Raw genomic sequence first — 17,150 nt, 5'->3', positions numbered from 1 at the left:
TGGCTTCCATGAGCCCAGACAGTGACACCCCGACCCTGTACATCGCCGAGTTCATCGACGGCCCGCTTGAGGGTCAGATCGATTCCCGCGCGCTCGTGCGGGGAAAACACGCGCCCCGCATCAGCATGGTTGCCGCCGTCGGCGGCCTCGAGTCGGTGTTCTGGTACGACGAGGTCGACGAACGTGACGTGAGCGGGCAACTCCGCGTACGGTACGCCTTCGACCAGGGCGACAGCGACCCCATCGACACCGAGGTTGAGCCGCTGTAGAACTACTGGTCGAGCAGGGCCGTGATCATCACGATCGGATGCAGCAGCCGCCAGCCCGGCCCCGGGTCGGCGATGCCCTGGTCCAGTTTCAGCGCCGCCGAGAGTTTCTCCCCGGCAACGGTGAGCCGCACCTGGCCCACGTTCGCGCCGGTGCGGGCCGTGGCGAAGTCCTTGAGCTCGACCGTTGCGGCCTCGGGAGTCGTGGCCTGCCAGGCGTAGCGGGTGCGCGACACCCCGACCACGGCCGAGGCCTCATCGCCCCACGCCGATTCGAACGTGGCATAGGCATCGCCGGCGGCCAGAACCGGCAGCGGTCCCACGCCAGCCCGCGCGCTCGCCATGAGGGCGGTCAGGTCTGCCGTGAGCGCATCATAGGTCGGCTCACCGATAAACGCACCGGAGAACGTGAAACTTGAGGCGCCGTCACTGACCGTGGCGGTGAACAGAAAGCAGACCCCGGCGGCATCCGTATAGCTGCGCGAAACGCCTGTGATGCCCTCCTCGGGCAAGTACGACGTCGTATTCTGCACTCCGCGACGGTTCGCCAAAGCGGTTGCAGGACTGGCCAGCATCGAAGACACGATCGGGTCGGTCGCGGCCAGGCCGGCGAGGTGGGCCAGATCGGTGGCGGTTCCGGCGCTCGCATCGTGCAGCCCGGTGGCGTCGACGACGGAGGTGCCGGTCAGCCCGTTGTCGGACAGCCAGGCGTTGGCAGCCACCACGTAGGCGTCGACCGAACCGAACGCCCAGCGGGCCACGGTATCGGCGTGATTGTTGCTCGATCCGAGCAGCAGCGCCTGCAGTAGCTCGAGTTCGGCCCACTGCTCGTCGGCGAAGACAGCGACCGAGCGCGCTCCGGCCTTGTCGTAGTCGAGGTAGCTCTGAAAATCGGCGGCCGTGAGCGTCACGATCGGGCCAGACTCGCCCGCCACAATCGGTTTCGCGTCGAGAACGACGAGGGCGGTCACCACTTTGGCAATGGAGGCCAGGGGAAGCGCCTCGGCCGTGCCCGCGACCGCGATCGGCGCCGAAGGTTGCGAACCCTCCGCGCGGGTTGACGTCGTGCCGGACGCGTCGCTGGTCGTGGCGGCGAGAACGGTGATTGCGCTCGCGCCGTTGGCGGGAAGCACCGGGGGAGTGGGTGCCGTGGCCGTGGCGGCGGGCGTGACCGTGAAGGCGGTGACCGGTGGCAGGGGCCCCAGCAGCGTCGCGGGGCCGTAGACGCCGAAACCGAGGATCACCACGGTTCCGACCAGAATGCCAACGAGACGGCCGGGACGGAAGGAGCTCATTCTTCAAGGCTAGACCGCTCGGAGTCAGCCCCAGCCGAGTTCGTGCAGCCTGTCGTCATCAATGCCGTAGAAATGGGCGATTTCATGCACCAGGGTGATGTGAATTTCATCGTGCAGGTCGTCCAGGGTTTCGCAGATCGCCAAAAGCGGCTCACGATACAGCACAATACGATCGGGCATCTCACCAAAGCCGTACTGGCCGCGCTCGGTGAGGGCGACCCCGTCATACAGGCCCAGGATGTTGAGGGTGCCGTCTTCGGGACGGTCTTCGACCACGAAGATCACGTTGTCGAGCCCGTCGACCATGTCGTCGGGCAGAAGATCGAGTTCGTCAACGACGAGGCGCTCGAATGCGGACGCGTCAAGTTGTAACATCGCGGCCTGCCTTCGACGCCCGACAAGCCAGTGTTTCATTGGGGTGAGTAACGGGGATTGAACCCGCGACCTCCTGGACCACAACCAGGCGCTCTGCCAACTGAGCTATACCCACCATGCGTCCCCACGATTTCACGCGGGGCAACTCAGCAATCCTATTACACCTCGGAGGCGAATAAGTGCACAACTTCGGCCGCGTGCGACTTGGCCTCGTCACTGGTCGGGCCCGGGTCGGCCACGAACACCGTCTGACGGTAGTACGCGAGCTCGCGAATTGATTCAAGAATGTCGGCGAGGGCGCGGTGGCCCCCGTCTTTCGCCGGGGCGTTGAAGTACACCCGCGGGTACCAGCGTCGGGCGAGCTCCTTGATTGAGGACACGTCGACGTTGCGGTAGTGCAGCTGGTTGTCAAGGCGCGGCATGTAACGGGTGAGGAAGGCCCGGTCGGTGCCGATAGAGTTGCCGGCCAGCGGAGCCTTTTGCTCGGACGGGATGAACTTCAAGACATATTCGAGAACCTGGAACTCGGCCTCGGCGGCGCTGACGCCGCCCGGAATCTCGGTGATCAGACCAGAGGAGGTGTGCATATTGCGCACGAAGTCGCCCATGTTTTCGAGGGCGGAGTCATTGGGCTTGATGATGATGTCAAGGCCGGGGTCAAGCACATTGAGGTCGTAGTCGGTGATGACGACGGCAATCTCGACGAGTTCGTCGCGGTCCAGGTCGAGCCCGGTCATCTCGCAATCGATCCAAACCAGTCGGTCGGGACTTTTCGACGTCGGGGAGGTCGCGGGGGATGTTGTCGGTGCTGTACCAGTCGTGCTGTTCGTCATTCGTCGAGTCTACCGGTGGCCTGCGACAGGGCCTGTAAACTTGAGGGCTACCGATGTTCAACGCACCACCTGCGAGGCCCTGATGGAATTCACACTGTATTCGTCGTCATTTTGCGAACCGTGCATGCAAACGCGAGCGGTCCTCGCCGAGGCGAAACGGCTGGTTCCCGGGGCGACGATGCGCGAGATCGACGTGGCCGGTGAACCCGAGCAGGCCGAGGCGCTGCTCATTCGCAACACTCCCACGGTCATCATCACCAACGGTGCCGGTGCCGAGGTTTTTCGTGCGGCGGGTGTTCCCACCCTCGCGCAGGTGCTCGTCGCGGCCGCCAAGGCGCTCTGACGTTTACGGCTCGTTGGTCACGCTCCCGCTACGCCGCCCTGCACTGCCCGGCCCTCCGGAGAGATCACATCGCCGTAGTACTCGATCACGAATGACCGCGCCAGCCGGCCGGCCGTGGGCCCGTCACCCGCGGAGATCGCGGCCAGAATTTCCAGGTCGTGGGCCAGCGACAATTCCATCTTGGCCGCCGAGTCGGGTGAACGATCGAGTCCGCCGGTGACCATGTCGATGAGCGCGCCGCGGGTTGCCTCCCCACAGATCTGCATGAGCTGGTTGTCACTGGCGGCCCACACGCTGGCGTGGAACGCGACATCCGCTCGGCTGAAGGCGACCGGACCGTGCGCGATCTCTGCCTGCATGGCGTCTACGGCGGCGCGCATCGCCTCCAGCTGCTCCTCGGTGCGGTGCTGCGCGGCCAGGGTGCAGGCGGCGTCCTCCAGCATGATGCGAAACTCCACGAGCTCCGACAGTGCGATGGTTTCCAGGCGCACCAAACGGTTCACGGTCTTGGTGAGAATGGCCGGAGACGCTTGCAGAACCTCCGGTCCGCGCGGGTCGCCGGGCCGCGAGCGCACCAGCCCTGTGCTCTCGAGTACGCGCAGCGCCTCCCGGATGGTCGACCGGCTCACTTCGAAGGTGAGCATCAGTTCGCGCTCGCTTGGCAGGCGATCGCCGGGGCGGAGGTCGCGTGTGCTGATGGCTGACTCGATCTGCTCGACGACGCGTTCGTAGGCTTTGACAGTTTTCACGGCGGTAAATGCGGCTTTGCGAGTCATTGGCACTCCCTCGAGGTTGCGACCGGCGTCATAGAACTGGCGCCAATTGAAGCGGTGTCAATATCGGGGTCGATCTTGACGATCTGAGATCTACATGTAAAGCTGACTTTGGTACAGAGTGTACTGGTCTGACCATGTATTTCTCCGGTATGGACAGCACATTTCCACAGTATTTCTGGCCGCTCGTTTTCGGGCCAGCCGAACCAGAGGGGCACGTTCGAATGAGGGCACACACCCGGCGAAGCCTGTTCGCCAGCATTGCCACGGTCATGGTTGCGTCGATGGCCCTGGTCGGTTGTTCCACCGGTTCGACGACCGCCGAGGGGGAGCCGGACACATCGTTGACCGTTGGTCTGCTGGCCACGCCCGGCAACCTCGACTACACCACGACCGCCGGTGCCGCCATTCCACAAGCACTGCTCTACAACGTCTACGAGGGACTGGTGAAACTCGACAACGACGGCACCATCATCCCCTTGCTCGCCACATCCTGGACCGTCAGCGACGACGGCCTGGTCTATGACTTTCTGCTGCACGAGGGCGTGACCTTTTCCGACGGGTCGCCGTTCACGGCCGAGAGCGTCAAGTTCAGCCTGGAACGGGTCAAGGACAACTGGACCGCCAACGGGCCGGCCTACCTTGATCCGATCGCCAGCATCGAGGCCGTCAGCGACACCGAGGCCCGCATCACCCTGTCAAAGCCGAGCAACAGCTGGCTCTTCAATATGACTGGTCCGGTCGGCACGATGTTCACCGAATCCGGAATCGCTGACCTGGCCACGGCCCCGGTAGGCACCGGGCCGTACACGGTCAGCTCGTTCAAAACCGGGGACAGCCTCGTGCTTGCCGCCAACACCGACTACTGGGGCGAGGCCCCCTATATGACCGACGTCACCCTGCGCTACTTCACGGACGCAACAGCGCAGACCAATGCCCTGCTGAGCGGCGACATCAACCTCATCTCGGGCATCTCGCAGTTTCAGCTGGTCGACCAGTTCAAGGCCAACGCCGACTTCCAGGTGCTCGAGGGCGCCAGCACGGGCGAGGTTACCCTGTCGATGAACAACGCGAGCGACGCATTCAGTGACGTTCAGGTGCGGCAGGCGGTCATGTATGCGATCGACCGTCAGGCCGTCATGGACACGGCGAACAGCGGTTACGGCCTGCTGATCGGCTCCATGGTGCCGCCGACCGACCCCTGGTACGACAAGGGTCTGGCCGATCTGTACCCCTACGACCCCGAGAAAGCCACCGAACTGCTCGACGAAGCCGGAGTCAGCGACCTGACTGTGGCTTTCAAGATTCCCAACCTTCCGTACGCCGTGGCCGGGGCGCAGGTCGTCAAGGACCAGCTCGCCAAGGTGGGCATCACCGCCAACGTGACGGCCCTCGAATTTCCCGCCGTGTGGCTCGATGACGTCTTCTCGGGCCACGACTACGACATGTCGCTCATCATGCACAGTGAACCGCGTGACGTGACGGTCTTCGCCGCCCCCACTTACTACGCGGGGTACAACTCGCCCGAGGTGATGACCAAATTTGCCGAAGCGGATGCCGCCGACCCGGCCACCTACATCGAACTGATGAAGGAGGCCACGACCACCATGGCCGAGGAAGCCGCCGCAGATTGGCTCTATCTGCAGCCGGCCATCTCCCTCGCCGACGCTGACCTGCTCGGGGTGCCCAAGAACACGCCGAGCCTCGCGCTGGACCTGTCGACCATCGCACGATAGGGCGAGGTTGCCGGAACGCGTACGGTTGGTGTGAAACAGGCAGAGGAAAGTTATGGTTCTTGTGGTTCTGCGCCGCATCGGCGTGTTCGCCACCACGGTCGTCGTGGCCTCAATCGTGACGTTTTTGATGCTGTCGATTCTGCCCGGCAACGCCGCACGCATCGCCCTGGGCGTGCAGGCGAGTGAAGCGGATGTTGCAGCGCAAGCCACACTGATGGGTCTCGACCGCCCCGCGATCGTGCGCTACCTGGACTGGTTCGGGCACGTGCTCATCGGCGACTTCGGCACCTCCACTGTGTCGCGTCAGCCGATCGGGCCCGAAATAACGGATGCCCTCGGCATCACCGTGATCCTGGTGCTGACCAGCGTCGTGCTCGCCCTGCTGTTTGCGATCCCGTTCGGAATCCTGACCGCAGTCAGGCAGCGAAAGCCCGACGGAGCGATTCTCTCCGGCATCAGCCAGATCGGCGTCGCCGTGCCGGGGTTTCTGGCCGGGATGCTGCTCGTCACCGTCTTCGCCGTGACGCTCCGCTGGCTACCGGCGGGCGGCTGGGTCGACCCCGGCGAGGACTTCGGCGGATTCCTCGAGCACCTGATCCTCCCCGCGATCGCCCTCGGCAGTGTGCAGGGTGCCGTGCTCAGCCGCTACGTGCGCTCATCCGTTTTGGAGGTCATGCGGGAAGACTTCATCCGCACCGCCAGGGCCAAAGGCCTCGGCGCGGGGCGGGCACTGTTTCGGCACGGGCTGCGGAACGCTGCCGTTCCGGTGATGACCGTGCTCGGCCTGCAGATTGCCACCCTTTTGGTCGGCGCCGTCGTGATCGAGCGGGTGTTCAGCATTCCCGGCCTCGGCAGCCTGCTGCTCGACAAGGTCGCCCTGCGCGACCTGCCCGCCGTTCAGGGCATCGTGCTCGTACTGGTCGTGTTCGTGCTGGCGCTGAACTTTCTGGTCGACCTCGCCTTCACCGTGATCGATCCCCGACTCCGGAGCGCCACATGACCGCCATCAAGCCAAGGACGCCGACGCGACGTGCTGCCGGTCACAGCGGCCGAGCCACGCTCTGGGCCGGACTCGTGCTCATCGGCCTCGTCGTGCTGGCCGCCGTCGTCTCGGCTTTCTGGACCCCGTTCGATCCCGAAGGCGTCTTCTCCGATTCCATCCTGCGCCCGCCCGGCGCCGAACATCTGCTGGGCACCGACAGTTTCGGGCGAGACGTCTTCAGCTCCATTCTGCGCGGCGCACAGATCTCACTGCTCGTGGGTACGGTCGCGGTCGGGATCGCGGCCGTGCTCGGCGTGCCGTTCGGTATCGTGGCCGGCATGAATCCGGGCCGACTCGACCAGTTCATGATGCGCGGCAACGACATCTCGCTCGCCTTCCCGGCCCTGCTGCTCGCAATCATCTTCGGTGCCATCTTCGGCGCCGGCACCGTCACGGCCATGGTGGCCCTCGGCATCGGCACGGCACCGGCGTTCGCCCTCATCGCCCGCAGCGGCACCATGCAGATCATGAGCCGTGAATACGTGCAGGCCGCCCGCGCCTCGGGCAAGAGCGGCCTCTTCATCGGCATGCGGCACATTCTGCCCAATATCAGCGGCATGCTCATCGTGCAGGCGTCGGTCTCCTTCGGCATCGCCGTTCTCGCCGAAGCAGCCCTCTCCTATCTGGGGCTCGGCACCCCGCCGCCGACCCCGTCGTGGGGCCGCATGCTGCAGGATGCCCAGGGTTATCTGTTCATTGAACCGCTGCTCATCGTCTGGCCGGGAATCGCCATCGCCATCGCGGTGCTCGGCTTCAACCTGCTCGGGGATGGCCTCCGCGATCGCTTCGACCCCAGAATGCAGGTGAATCGATGACCGTGCCTACCCTCAGCGTAAACGACCTACGGGTTGCCTCGCCCTTCGCCGACCTGCTGCACGGCATCAGCTTCGACATCTCCGCCGGCGAACGGGTGGGCCTGATCGGGGAATCCGGGTCGGGAAAGTCGCTCACCGCGACCTCCGTAATGGGGCTGCTGCCGGAAACCCTCACGGCCACCGGCACGATTCGGCTGAACGGGGTCGACGCCGACCTGCTCACCGCGCCCGAACGCCGCCTGAACCAATTGCGCGGCACCACCATGGCCATGGTTTTTCAGGAACCGATGACTGCCCTGAACCCGCTCATGCGGGTCGGCACCCAGGTTGCCGAGATCATGACCGTGCACCATACCGAAACCGGGCGGCGCCAGGCTCGGCAGCGGGCCGTTGAGCTACTGGCCCTGGTCAAACTACCCAACCCTGCCGAAGCGGCCCTCGCCTTTCCGCACCAGCTCTCCGGCGGGCAACGCCAGCGGGTGATGCTGGCGATGGCCATGGCCAACGACCCGCTTTTGTTGCTCTGCGACGAACCGACCACGGCCCTCGACGTCACGGTGCAGGCCGAGGTGCTGAAGCTCATCGGCAACCTCGTCACCGAGCGCGGCACCGCGCTGCTGCTGATCACCCACGACATCGCCGTGGTCGCCGAAGTCTGCCAGCGGGTGCTCGTGATGTACCGGGGCGAGATCGTCGAAGACGGGCCGGTGGGGCGCGTGTTGACCGCGCCGCAGCATCCGTACACGCAAAAACTGATCGCGGCCTCCGACCTCTCCTCGGTCGATGACCGCGGCCGCCTGCACACCATGTCGATGCCGGTCGTCGGCAGGCCACCCGCGGCAGTATCCGCGCCCCGTCAGATTCACACGGATGCCGCCGCCGCGGTAATCCGGCCGCCGCACCGCGCCGTCCACCAGCGCCTCGAGCCGGGCGATCCTCCGGTGATCTTCAACGAGGTGACCGGTGCGCCCGCCATCTCGGTGCGCGACCTCAGCCGGCAGTACCGACGACGCGGCGGCGGACTGTTCGCAACGGCACCCATCGTGCATGGTCTGCGCGACGTGTCCTTCGACGTGGCCGAGGGTCAGCGATTCGGCATCGTGGGGGAGTCCGGCTCCGGCAAATCCACCCTCATGCGCATCCTCTGCGCCCTCGACCAACCGACGACCGGCACGGTCGACGTGCTCGGGCAACCCATCGCGGGAGCCTCCGAACGGCACCTGCGCGACTTTCGCAGCCAGGTGCAGATCGTGTTCCAGGACCCGATGGGGTCCCTCGATCCGCGCATGAAGGTGCGTGACATCGTCGCCGAACCCCTGCGCAATGTCAATCGGGCCGAGGCCCTTGCCCGGGTGGAGGCCCAGCTCAATGCGGTCGGGCTCGACGCCGATGTGATGAACCGGCATCCGCACCAGTTCTCCGGCGGCCAGCGGCAACGCATCTCCATTGCACGGGCCCTCATCACCAGGCCCCGGGTTCTGGTGGCCGACGAGGCGGTCAGCGCCCTCGACGTGTCGGTGCGCGCCCAGGTGCTGAACCTGCTCGCCGACCTGGTCGACGAATACCAGCTCACGCTCGTGTTCGTCTCGCACGACCTCGGTGTTATTCGCCACCTCTGCGACACCGTGGCCGTCATCTCCGACGGTCGCATCGTCGAATGCGGGCCCACCGCCGACGTCTACGACAGTCCGTTGCACCCGTACACGCGCCAACTGGTCAGCGCCACGCCGTCTATGCACGAGCTGGCACGCCGAGTCGCTCCCTGAACCCGCACCTGACCCATTGGAGTTGCCAGCATGACCAATACCGCGCCAATCGAATGCCTGTCGGCGACCGAGCTCGTAGCGCGCTACCGCAGCGGCGACCTCTCTCCGGTGGAGGTGACGCTTGCGGTAGTCGACAAAGCCGAGCGGCTGCAGCCCGAGTTGAACTGCTTTTGGGGCCTCGATCGGGTCGGAGCGCTCGATGCGGCCGCGGCCAGCGAACGGCGCTGGGCCGCTGGGCATCCGCTCGGCACCATCGACGGCGTACCCACCAGTATCAAGGAAAATGTGGCCGTGCGCGGCTTCAGCCAGCCGTCCGGCACCGCCGCCAAGTTCGACGCCGTCGTCGCGACCGAAGACGGGCCGAGCGCCGCGCGCATCCGCGAGGCCGGCGGGGTCATCTTCGGCGTCACGGTCATGCCCGACTACGGCATGCTCTCCTCCGGCGTGTCGAGCCTGCACGGAATCACCCGCAGCCCGTGGAACCCGGCCTGGACCGTCGGCGGGTCAAGCGCCGGCGCGGGCGCTGCGGCCGCGGCCGGAATCGGTCCGCTACACACCGGCTCCGACATCGGCGGCTCCCTGCGACTGCCGGCCACCTGGCTGGGGCTCGTGACCCTGAAACCGAGTTTCGGCCGCATCGCCGTTGACCCGCCGTACATGGGCCGGGTGGCCGGGCCGCTGACCAGAACAGTGGATGACGCCGCCCTGCTCATGGGCGTGCTCACCCAGCCAGACCCGCGCGACTACACCAGTCTCGGCGAGCAGAACCTGGACTGGACCGACGTGCACTGCGGCGGCGACGGGGTCGCGGGACTGCGGGTCGGGTACCACCTGGCCGGCGGAGCGGGTATGGCGACCGACCCGGAGGTGGCGGCATCCGTTTTGCAGGCAGTGGAACGCTTCGCAGCGGCCGGCGCGATCGTGGAGGAGATCGCCCCGCCGATGACCGAGAAGTACCTCGCCGACCTCGACCTGTTTCTGCGGGTGCGTTCCCTCGCCGACTATGAGGTGCTCCAACCGGCCCGGCAGGCGATGGTTCTCGACTTCATTCGGGACTGGGTGCTGGGTGGCGCTGGCGTGTCGGGCACCGAGGTGGTGCGGTGTTACCAGAGCATTCAGGACCTGCGCGCGGCGACCGTCGCGGCCACGGCGCCGTATGACGTCGTGCTGTCGCCGGTGTCACCGGTCGCCGCGTTTCCGGCGGAGTGGCCGATGCCGACCAATGATGCGGCCACCTCGCTCGACCACATCGCGTTTACCGCGCCGTACAACTTCTCGGAGCAACCAGCCAGCTCGGTGAACTGCGGATTCACGGCCGACGGTCGCCCGATCGGGCTGCACATTGCCGGGCGCCGGTTCGAAGATCTGGCGGTTCTGCGGGCCACCCACTGGTACGAGCAGTCGCGGCCGGCGTCGTCCGACCCGCTCTGGCCGTTTCACACCGTTCACGAGCCGGCTCACTAACCGACCGGCTCCCTTCGGCTGGCCTCGAGGAGCCCCGCCCACGGGGCTATTCGTCGGTCAGGGGGTGGCCGCTGGTCTCCTCGGTTTCTCCGGGTGGGCGCCACCCGAGTTCCTTGGAGATTGTCGTTGTCGTCGCGAGGAGTTCTGGCAGTAGCTTTCTGAGTTGAGTCAGATCTGCCTTGTTCTTGAACGCCGTGACGGAAATGCCACCAACGACGGCGTTCGCATGGTCCCAAACCGGCGCTGCGATGCAATTGGTGAAGGATTCAAACTCGCCGTCGTCCGTTGCCCATCCCTGCTCCCGCACAGTTTCCAGGAGGACGAGGAAATCCTTCCTCGCCGTGATAGTGGTCGGGGTGAACTTCTCAAAGGTCGCTTGAGCGATGATGGCGTCACGCTGTTCGGGCGGGAGGTTGGCGAGCGTTGCCTTACTCACGCCTGCGGTGTGGATGACGACGAAATCGCCAATCCGGGTGTTGAGACTGATCGCCTGCGCCGGTTCGATCTTGTCGACGTAGATGATGTGGTCGCCTTGCGGGACGGCGAATTGGATGGTGTGACCGAGCCGATCGCCCAGTGCAACAATGTGCGGATGAACGACGCTGCGCAGATCGAATTGGTCGAGGGCACGTTGTGCGAGTCCTGCCAATCGAAAGCCCACGCCGTACCGCCCGAGTTCATCACGGCGCACGAAACCGCCCGCGGTCAGGGTTTGCACTAAACGCAGCGCCGTGGTGCGATGAACACCCATTTCCGCAGCGACCTCTTTGAGTTCACGTGGGTGCACGCTGCAGAATTCGAGAATTTCGATAGCGCGCCTGACTGTTTGGCTCATCCGTCCATCTCCCGATTCAACTCCGCCGACAGCCCGGATCACTGATGGCTATTGCCTTCACCGGGCGTGCCCGGTGCGGGTACGACGATCGTGCCGCTCCACCTCATGTTACCGATTCACCGTCACCGCGTCGGTGCCCCTGTTTCGGGCCGCCACCGGGGAGTCGATCCCAGTACGCCGACCGTCAGGAGCACGTTCGCGAACCGTCGGACGTCGCCGGTGACGATGCACAGGGCCAGGTCGGGTGATCGCGCAACAGTGTAGAACGTGAAGCGATCCACGAAATCGGCGGTGACCATCCCCGCGATGGTTTCGACGACCTCGTCCTGGACCTGGCTCGGAATGGCGTCGGGCGCAGGACGAATCATGGTGATTTTCTCCACCGGGATCGACTCTAGAATCAGGCATAGGACATCGGGAACGGTGGGCACTCCCGCCTCCAGATTGAGGTGGACCGTCGTGGCGTTGGGACCGACGGCCGTGCGCGCCGGATAATGCCCGTCCGTGATCAGCACGGTTGATCCGTGGCCTGCTCCAGCCAGCGCGCCAAGAATCTGTGGATGAATAAGTCGCGACGTGATCATCAGGCCGTCGCCTAGGCGAAGTACGCTCCGCCGTTGATGTTCACGGTCGTGCCAGTCACGAACGCTGACAGCTCAGACGCGAGCCAAAGAGCTGGACCAGCCACATCCGCTGGAATGCCGGCGCGCTGCAGCGGAATTGTGCTGAGGGTGACCCGTTTCGATTCCGCGGTCGTGAACGTGTCGTGGAAGGGGGTCGCCTCGATGAAGCCGGGGGCCAGTGCGTTGACAGTGATGTTCCGTGGCGCCACCTCCTTGGCTAATCCGCGGGTGAATCCGAACATGGCTGCCTTGGACGCCGCATAAGCCGTTGCACCGCTGTGTGCACCGTTGATTCCCGCGAGAGAGGCGACGTTGATGATGCGCCCGCCATCTCGGATGAACGGCATCGCGTAGTGGGTCGCCAGAAAGGTGCTGTCGAGGTTGGTTGCCATAACCGTTCGCCACAGTTCGAAGCTCATCTCGCCAATGCTGGAACGCTGCACGAGACCGCCGACATTATTTACGAGAATATCGAGGCCACCCAGATCGCGATTAATCGTAGCGAAGGCTGCCTGCACCGCGCCTTCGTCGGTTGCCTCGAGGCCGACGGCCACGAGCGGCGAGCCGGTCGCAGCCTCGATCCGATTGACGAAATCATCGTCTGGCGCGTGCGTACGGTATGTTACGGCGATCCGGGCACCGGAATCGGCAAACTGTAGGGCGATCTCTCGACCGATTCCGACACCCCCACCGGTGATCAGGGCGGTCTTGTTTTCGAGAAGCTGCGTCATAGTGTTCCTTTTGTCTGTTGGTTGGAAAATGTGGGTGGCTATTTCATGCCGCTCATCGCGACACCCTTGACGAGGTACCGCTGCAGGGTGATGAACAGAATGATCGTCGGAATCATGCTGATCATGGTCGCGGCGTTGATCAGGTTCCACTGGTTGAACTCGCCCCCGGCAAAGTTGACGAGTCCAACAGTGACGGTATACATCGACTCGTTCTGGGCCACGAGCATCGGCCAGAGAAAGGTATTCCAGGTGAACATGAACTTGATGATGATGAACACCACGATTGCCGGCGCCACCATCGGTGTGATGATCCGGATCAGAATTCGTAGGTCGCTCGCACCGTCAACCCGGGCCGCCTCGACATAGCTGTAGGGAATACCCTCCATGAATTGGCGCAGAAGGTACAGCCCGAGAACAGTGAACAGATCGGGAAAGGCCAACCCGACATAGGTGTTGGTCAGGCCTGCGCCGGAGATCATCAGGTACATCGGAATCACGAGTGCTTCCTGCGGAACCATGAACAGCGCGAGCACCACGAGAAACAGCGGTTCTTTGAATGGAAAGGTGAAGTAGGCGAAGGCATACGCACCGAGGAGCGCGATAACCAAGCTCGTGACGATTCCGATCCCGGTGACCACGAACGAGTTGACGATGTATCGACCGAAGTCGTATTGCGCAAAGAGTTGCACGTAATTGCTGAAATTGAAGAAGTTGTCCGGAAGCCACTTCACTGGAAGCTGAAGGATCTCGTCGGGAGCCTTGAGCGACGACAGGGCCACCCATGCCAGAGGCAGGAGCATGACGAAGCTGCCAAGGAGCAGGGCGGAAAAGAGGCCGACCTGTTTGATGGATCCCTTGGTGCGGCGCCGAGGCCGGCGGGGAGCGTTGACGGCGCGTTTTTCTGCTCCGGCACTAGTGCTGCGACCTTCTGCTGTCGGAGAAGCGGATGCGAGATCGGTCGGGGTGGTCACTCTGAGATGTCCTTCGTAAAGACCTTGCGGATGATGCCGGTGACGAGCACGAGGAAGACGAACAGCGCGACAACGTAGACGGCCGACTCACCCCAACGATCGAGGCGAAAGGCGAGCTCGTAAATTTCCATCACCATGGACCGGCTGGAGCCGACCGGCCCACCGCTCGTCGCTACGAAAGGAAGTTCGAACAGCTTTAACGCATTCATCACCTCGACGCTCGCGACCAGGACCAGCTGCCGGTTGAGCAGTGGCAGGGTCACGGACCACAGCAATCTGATGGGTCCCGCGCCATCCAGGCGGGCTGCTTCGTAGTACGAACGATCAATCGCGTTCAACCCGGCGAGCAGAATGATGACGTTGAATCCAAGCCGTGCCCACACATACATGACGGCGAGGGAGGGGATAGATTGGGCTTCTGACGTGAGCCATTCCTGCCCGGAGATACCCAGACCGCCCAGGATGTCGTTTGCCAGGCCGTAGGCGGGATTGAAGATCCACAGCCAGACGAAGGCGACGGCGGTGAGGGAGGCGACGACCGGAGCAAAGTAGAGCGCGCGCACCAGGCTTGCTCCCCTCGTGATCGTCAGGGCGTTGAAACCCAACGCGACGACGAGCGAGAGGACTATTCCGATTGGTACCGTCAGAAATGTGAAGTAGACGGTGTTCCCGGCTGCGTTGAGAAAACGATCACTCGTGAGGACGGACGTGTAATTGTCCAGCCAGATGAAATCGCGCCGGCCGATAACCGACCAGTCGTAGAAGCTGATCAAAATGTTGTAACCGAGCGGGATGATGAACAACAAGACGACGAAGAAGAGAGTCGGCGCCAGGAAGGCATAGGCACGGATAGTACTTCGACGTGACTTGGCTGATCTGGACTTCACCGCTGGACGGGTCGAAGGCGGTGCCACGGAGGGTTCTGTCGTGGGGGAGATCGTCGTGACCACGACGCACCCTACCGCTCGCCGCGTTCCAGAAGTGAATCCACCTCGGCTACGGCACCGTCGAGGCTCTCTCGCACGTCGGCCCCCTGCAGAGCGGATTCGATGGCGGCTCCGATCGTCACGGCGATCTGGTTTGTGTACGGGGCATCGTAGGTCGGGCCGGCGCCCTCACTGATCTGTCTTTCGACCGCATTGAAATCACTGCGCTCCGTCACCCACGGGTCGGAAAAATTTTCAGTCCACACCGGCATGTAGCCCTCGAGTTGGGCGAGCTCCAGGTCGAGCTCCGGATCGGAGACTGTGCGCATCCAGTCCCAGGCGATGTCTTTGTTGGGGCTGTTGTCGTTGACCATCCAGGCCCAGTTGAAGAGCAGGCTCACCTGCGGGTAGCCTGCTTCACCATCCGGATAGGGAACGACGGCAAAGTTCACCTGCGGCGCATTTTGTTCCAGCCAGCCCTCGTACCACCCTTCGCGAAAGGTCATGGACGAGAGCCCCTGGGCGAAGGTGTCGTCCGGCACGCCGAGTTCAAGGCTGGACACCTGATCCTTCTCAACGAGGTCTTGCATGTACTGAATTCCGGCGACGGTCTCATCGCTGTTAAGGAAGCCTTCTGCGGTTGACTGGTCCTCGGCATAGAGGCGGCCTCCAAAAGCGTGAATGTACGGGAGGGCTTTGTCAACGATTCCGGTCGGGTTGCCCGAATAACGAAGCGCCATGCCGTTGCGTGTGACCTTGTCGCCGTCCCGGATGGCCAGTGCCTGCGCATACTCGCGCAGTTCCTCAAAAGTCTGGGGCGGCTCGGCCGGGTCCAGCCCTACCTCGACGAACTGGTCCTGGTTGTAGTAAAGCTGCATGCCCAAGTCGGTGCTGACTGGGTAGCCGTGCCAGGCTCCGTCGATCTGAAAGTTCTTGCTCGTGACGGGAGTGAGCTTGTCGTCCCACAGCGTTTGAAGGTCGTCGGGGGCTTCGGCGGCGATGCCCAGGGCGCCGCCGTAGTACGACACTTGCCCCATGAAAATATCGGGTGCGTCCCGTCCGCTGGCAAAACCAGCCGTATACCGGGCCTCGTACTGTCCGTAGGGGATATCGACGTACTCGACGGTCACGTTCGGGTACTTCTTCTCAAAGTCGGCGACGTTGTCCTGGTAGAAGGACGACGTCTTGCGCCACTGATCCTGAGGATTCCACACCCGAATCGTGGCCTCACGCTCAGCATCGGTCGGCGCTGGAGTGCACGCCGTCATCGACACCGCGATGAGGGCTGTGGCCACTGCTGTCGCTATCCGCTTGTTCCGCATAAGTCCTCCTTGACTTATTCAGGAGTGAGCGTTCTTCGCACACCCTGTGCAACATTCGCACATAGTAAAAAAATAGTGGATGCGCCGGCGCCTGTCAAGAGACGGGGGCGCGAAGTTGCGAATGTTTCGACACTGCTGTGGCGCGCCTTTTCGGCGCGAACAATCCACCCGTGCTGCCCGCAGTGCGGCACGGTCGTCGTCCACGGGCGTACTGATTCGGGTGGCCGTGGGTCAGCTGGCGCGCTAAGCGTTCGGCGGGTCGAAGCGGCCGTCGACCGCGGTCCAGCCGCCGTCGACGGTGAGCACCGACCCGGTGACAAACCGCGACGCGTCCGAGGCGAGATAGACCACGGCACCGGCCAACTCGCCCGGGCTCGACCAGCGGCCGAGCGCGCTCTTGGCGGCGTAGGCGTTGTACCAGTCGGGATTGTTCTTGATCTGCGCTGTCAGCGGGGTTTCCACGACGCCGGGGGAGATCGCGTTCACGCGCACCCCGGCCGGTCCGTATTCGGCCGCGGCCGTGCGAAGCAACTGCACCAGCCCGGCCTTGGTCGCAGCGTAGACGCCCTGGCCCGGCTCAACCGTGACCGCCCGAATCGAGGCGAAGCCGATGATGCTGCCGCAGCCCCGGGTGGCCATGGCCGGTGCAAAGGCCTGGATGAGCACGAAGGCGGCTCGCAGGTTGAGGTTCACCACGCGGTCGAATTCATCGAGGGTGTAGTCCGCGATGCGTTTGCGCACGTTGGTCGCGGCGGTGAAGACGAGGGCGGCGAGATCGGGCAGGTCTCGAGCAACGGCCTGAACGGCCGCCTGGTCGAGCACGTCGAGTTGCAGCGAGCTCGAACCGTCGCCAAGGCTGGCCGCGGTGGCCGCCGCGCTGTGCGCATCGCGGTCGGCGCAGATGACCGTGGCTCCGTGCGCGTGCAGGGCAAGGGCGCTCTCCCGTCCGATGCCGCTGCCGGCCCCGATCACGAGAACGCGGCGACCGGAAAACTGGAACAGTTGGGTGTAGTCCACGGTAATTCCTTCTGAAT

General features: G+C 64.1%; 18 protein-coding genes and 1 tRNA gene. 7 read left to right on the top strand and 12 right to left on the bottom strand.

The window, feature by feature from the left end:
- The first annotated feature begins 8 nt into the window (after positions 1–8).
- Positions 9–269, top strand: a complete 261-nt coding sequence (locus BLS91_RS12725; RefSeq protein ID WP_092341140.1) for a hypothetical protein — start codon at positions 9–11, stop codon at positions 267–269.
- Between the two features lie 2 nt (positions 270–271).
- On the opposite strand, the gene BLS91_RS12720 is transcribed toward BLS91_RS12725, so the two are convergent.
- From BLS91_RS12720 to orn, 4 genes are all read right to left on the bottom strand, one after another.
- Entirely contained in the window at positions 272–1,561 is a 1,290-nt protein-coding gene (locus BLS91_RS12720) for a D-alanyl-D-alanine carboxypeptidase family protein (protein ID WP_092341139.1), read from the bottom strand.
- 24 nt (positions 1,562–1,585) lie between these two features.
- Positions 1,586–1,936: a metallopeptidase family protein gene (locus BLS91_RS12715; RefSeq protein ID WP_092341138.1), complete on the bottom strand. Its 351-nt coding sequence runs from the start codon at positions 1,934–1,936 to the stop codon at positions 1,586–1,588.
- 39 nt (positions 1,937–1,975) lie between these two features.
- A tRNA-His gene (locus BLS91_RS12710) sits at positions 1,976–2,051 on the bottom strand.
- Positions 2,052–2,094: 43 nt separating this feature from the next.
- Positions 2,095–2,769: an oligoribonuclease gene (gene orn / locus BLS91_RS12705; protein WP_092341137.1), complete on the bottom strand. Its 675-nt coding sequence runs from the start codon at positions 2,767–2,769 to the stop codon at positions 2,095–2,097.
- A 124-nt stretch (positions 2,770–2,893) separates the two neighbouring features.
- On the opposite strand from orn, the gene BLS91_RS12700 reads away from it, so the two are divergent.
- Positions 2,894–3,112 (top strand): thioredoxin, encoded by a 219-nt coding sequence (locus BLS91_RS12700; protein WP_233206079.1) that lies wholly within the window; start codon positions 2,894–2,896, stop codon positions 3,110–3,112.
- Between the two features lie 17 nt (positions 3,113–3,129).
- Here the strand turns inward: BLS91_RS12700 and BLS91_RS12695 are convergent, their stop codons facing one another.
- Positions 3,130–3,888: a FadR/GntR family transcriptional regulator gene (locus BLS91_RS12695; RefSeq protein WP_092341135.1), complete on the bottom strand. Its 759-nt coding sequence runs from the start codon at positions 3,886–3,888 to the stop codon at positions 3,130–3,132.
- 221 nt (positions 3,889–4,109) lie between these two features.
- On the opposite strand from BLS91_RS12695, the gene BLS91_RS12690 reads away from it, so the two are divergent.
- The 5 genes from BLS91_RS12690 to BLS91_RS12670 are packed head-to-tail and all read left to right on the top strand — an operon-like array spanning position 4,110 to position 10,708.
- Complete coding sequence (locus tag BLS91_RS12690; RefSeq protein ID WP_092341305.1) at positions 4,110–5,621, top strand: ABC transporter substrate-binding protein; 1,512 nt, start codon at positions 4,110–4,112, stop codon at positions 5,619–5,621.
- Positions 5,622–5,673: 52 nt separating this feature from the next.
- Positions 5,674–6,621, top strand: coding sequence for an ABC transporter permease (locus BLS91_RS12685; RefSeq protein WP_092341134.1), 948 nt, complete (start codon positions 5,674–5,676; stop codon positions 6,619–6,621).
- Positions 6,618–7,478, top strand: a complete 861-nt coding sequence (locus tag BLS91_RS12680; RefSeq protein ID WP_092341133.1) for an ABC transporter permease — start codon at positions 6,618–6,620, stop codon at positions 7,476–7,478. Before BLS91_RS12685 ends, BLS91_RS12680 begins: the two co-directional genes overlap by 4 nt.
- Complete coding sequence (locus tag BLS91_RS12675; protein WP_092341132.1) at positions 7,475–9,244, top strand: dipeptide ABC transporter ATP-binding protein; 1,770 nt, start codon at positions 7,475–7,477, stop codon at positions 9,242–9,244. Before BLS91_RS12680 ends, BLS91_RS12675 begins: the two co-directional genes overlap by 4 nt.
- A 30-nt stretch (positions 9,245–9,274) precedes the next feature.
- Positions 9,275–10,708: an amidase gene (locus BLS91_RS12670; RefSeq protein WP_092341131.1), complete on the top strand. Its 1,434-nt coding sequence runs from the start codon at positions 9,275–9,277 to the stop codon at positions 10,706–10,708.
- Between the two features lie 46 nt (positions 10,709–10,754).
- Here the strand turns inward: BLS91_RS12670 and BLS91_RS12665 are convergent, their stop codons facing one another.
- The 7 genes from BLS91_RS12665 to BLS91_RS12635 form a co-directional block, all read right to left on the bottom strand.
- Complete coding sequence (locus BLS91_RS12665; protein WP_092341130.1) at positions 10,755–11,543, bottom strand: IclR family transcriptional regulator; 789 nt, start codon at positions 11,541–11,543, stop codon at positions 10,755–10,757.
- Between the two features lie 122 nt (positions 11,544–11,665).
- Positions 11,666–12,127: an RbsD/FucU family protein gene (locus BLS91_RS12660; RefSeq protein ID WP_092341129.1), complete on the bottom strand. Its 462-nt coding sequence runs from the start codon at positions 12,125–12,127 to the stop codon at positions 11,666–11,668.
- 11 nt (positions 12,128–12,138) lie between these two features.
- Positions 12,139–12,897 (bottom strand): SDR family NAD(P)-dependent oxidoreductase, encoded by a 759-nt coding sequence (locus BLS91_RS12655; RefSeq protein WP_092341128.1) that lies wholly within the window; start codon positions 12,895–12,897, stop codon positions 12,139–12,141.
- Positions 12,898–12,935: 38 nt separating this feature from the next.
- A complete protein-coding gene (locus BLS91_RS12650; RefSeq protein WP_092341127.1) occupies positions 12,936–13,868 on the bottom strand; it encodes a carbohydrate ABC transporter permease in 933 nt (310 codons plus the stop codon).
- A complete protein-coding gene (locus tag BLS91_RS12645; RefSeq protein ID WP_158252779.1) occupies positions 13,865–14,755 on the bottom strand; it encodes a carbohydrate ABC transporter permease in 891 nt (296 codons plus the stop codon). The genes BLS91_RS12650 and BLS91_RS12645 overlap by 4 nt, the downstream gene beginning before the upstream one ends.
- 71 nt (positions 14,756–14,826) lie before the next feature.
- Positions 14,827–16,116, bottom strand: coding sequence for an ABC transporter substrate-binding protein (locus BLS91_RS12640; protein ID WP_092341125.1), 1,290 nt, complete (start codon positions 16,114–16,116; stop codon positions 14,827–14,829).
- Positions 16,117–16,359: 243 nt separating this feature from the next.
- Entirely contained in the window at positions 16,360–17,133 is a 774-nt protein-coding gene (locus tag BLS91_RS12635) for an SDR family NAD(P)-dependent oxidoreductase (protein WP_092341124.1), read from the bottom strand.
- Positions 17,134–17,150 lie beyond the last annotated feature (17 nt).

The sequence above is a fragment of the Cryobacterium flavum genome, from assembly GCF_900103805.1.
GTDB classification, from domain to species: domain Bacteria; phylum Actinomycetota; class Actinomycetes; order Actinomycetales; family Microbacteriaceae; genus Cryobacterium; species Cryobacterium flavum.
Note: the sequence above shows the minus strand (reverse complement) of the source record. Positions and strands in the feature narration are given on the sequence as shown.

Coding starts and splice junctions, on each gene's coding strand:
- BLS91_RS12725 (WP_092341140.1), top strand. CDS start 9: ATGAGCCCAGACAGTGACACCCCGACCCTGTACATCGCCGAGTTCATC.
- BLS91_RS12720 (WP_092341139.1), bottom strand. CDS start 1,561: ATGAGCTCCTTCCGTCCCGGCCGTCTCGTTGGCATTCTGGTCGGAACC.
- BLS91_RS12715 (WP_092341138.1), bottom strand. CDS start 1,936: ATGTTACAACTTGACGCGTCCGCATTCGAGCGCCTCGTCGTTGACGAA.
- orn (WP_092341137.1), bottom strand. CDS start 2,769: ATGACGAACAGCACGACTGGTACAGCACCGACAACATCCCCCGCGACC.
- BLS91_RS12700 (WP_233206079.1), top strand. CDS start 2,894: ATGCAAACGCGAGCGGTCCTCGCCGAGGCGAAACGGCTGGTTCCCGGG.
- BLS91_RS12695 (WP_092341135.1), bottom strand. CDS start 3,888: ATGACTCGCAAAGCCGCATTTACCGCCGTGAAAACTGTCAAAGCCTAC.
- BLS91_RS12690 (WP_092341305.1), top strand. CDS start 4,110: ATGAGGGCACACACCCGGCGAAGCCTGTTCGCCAGCATTGCCACGGTC.
- BLS91_RS12685 (WP_092341134.1), top strand. CDS start 5,674: ATGGTTCTTGTGGTTCTGCGCCGCATCGGCGTGTTCGCCACCACGGTC.
- BLS91_RS12680 (WP_092341133.1), top strand. CDS start 6,618: ATGACCGCCATCAAGCCAAGGACGCCGACGCGACGTGCTGCCGGTCAC.
- BLS91_RS12675 (WP_092341132.1), top strand. CDS start 7,475: ATGACCGTGCCTACCCTCAGCGTAAACGACCTACGGGTTGCCTCGCCC.
- BLS91_RS12670 (WP_092341131.1), top strand. CDS start 9,275: ATGACCAATACCGCGCCAATCGAATGCCTGTCGGCGACCGAGCTCGTA.
- BLS91_RS12665 (WP_092341130.1), bottom strand. CDS start 11,543: ATGAGCCAAACAGTCAGGCGCGCTATCGAAATTCTCGAATTCTGCAGC.
- BLS91_RS12660 (WP_092341129.1), bottom strand. CDS start 12,127: ATGATCACGTCGCGACTTATTCATCCACAGATTCTTGGCGCGCTGGCT.
- BLS91_RS12655 (WP_092341128.1), bottom strand. CDS start 12,897: ATGACGCAGCTTCTCGAAAACAAGACCGCCCTGATCACCGGTGGGGGT.
- BLS91_RS12640 (WP_092341125.1), bottom strand. CDS start 16,116: ATGCGGAACAAGCGGATAGCGACAGCAGTGGCCACAGCCCTCATCGCG.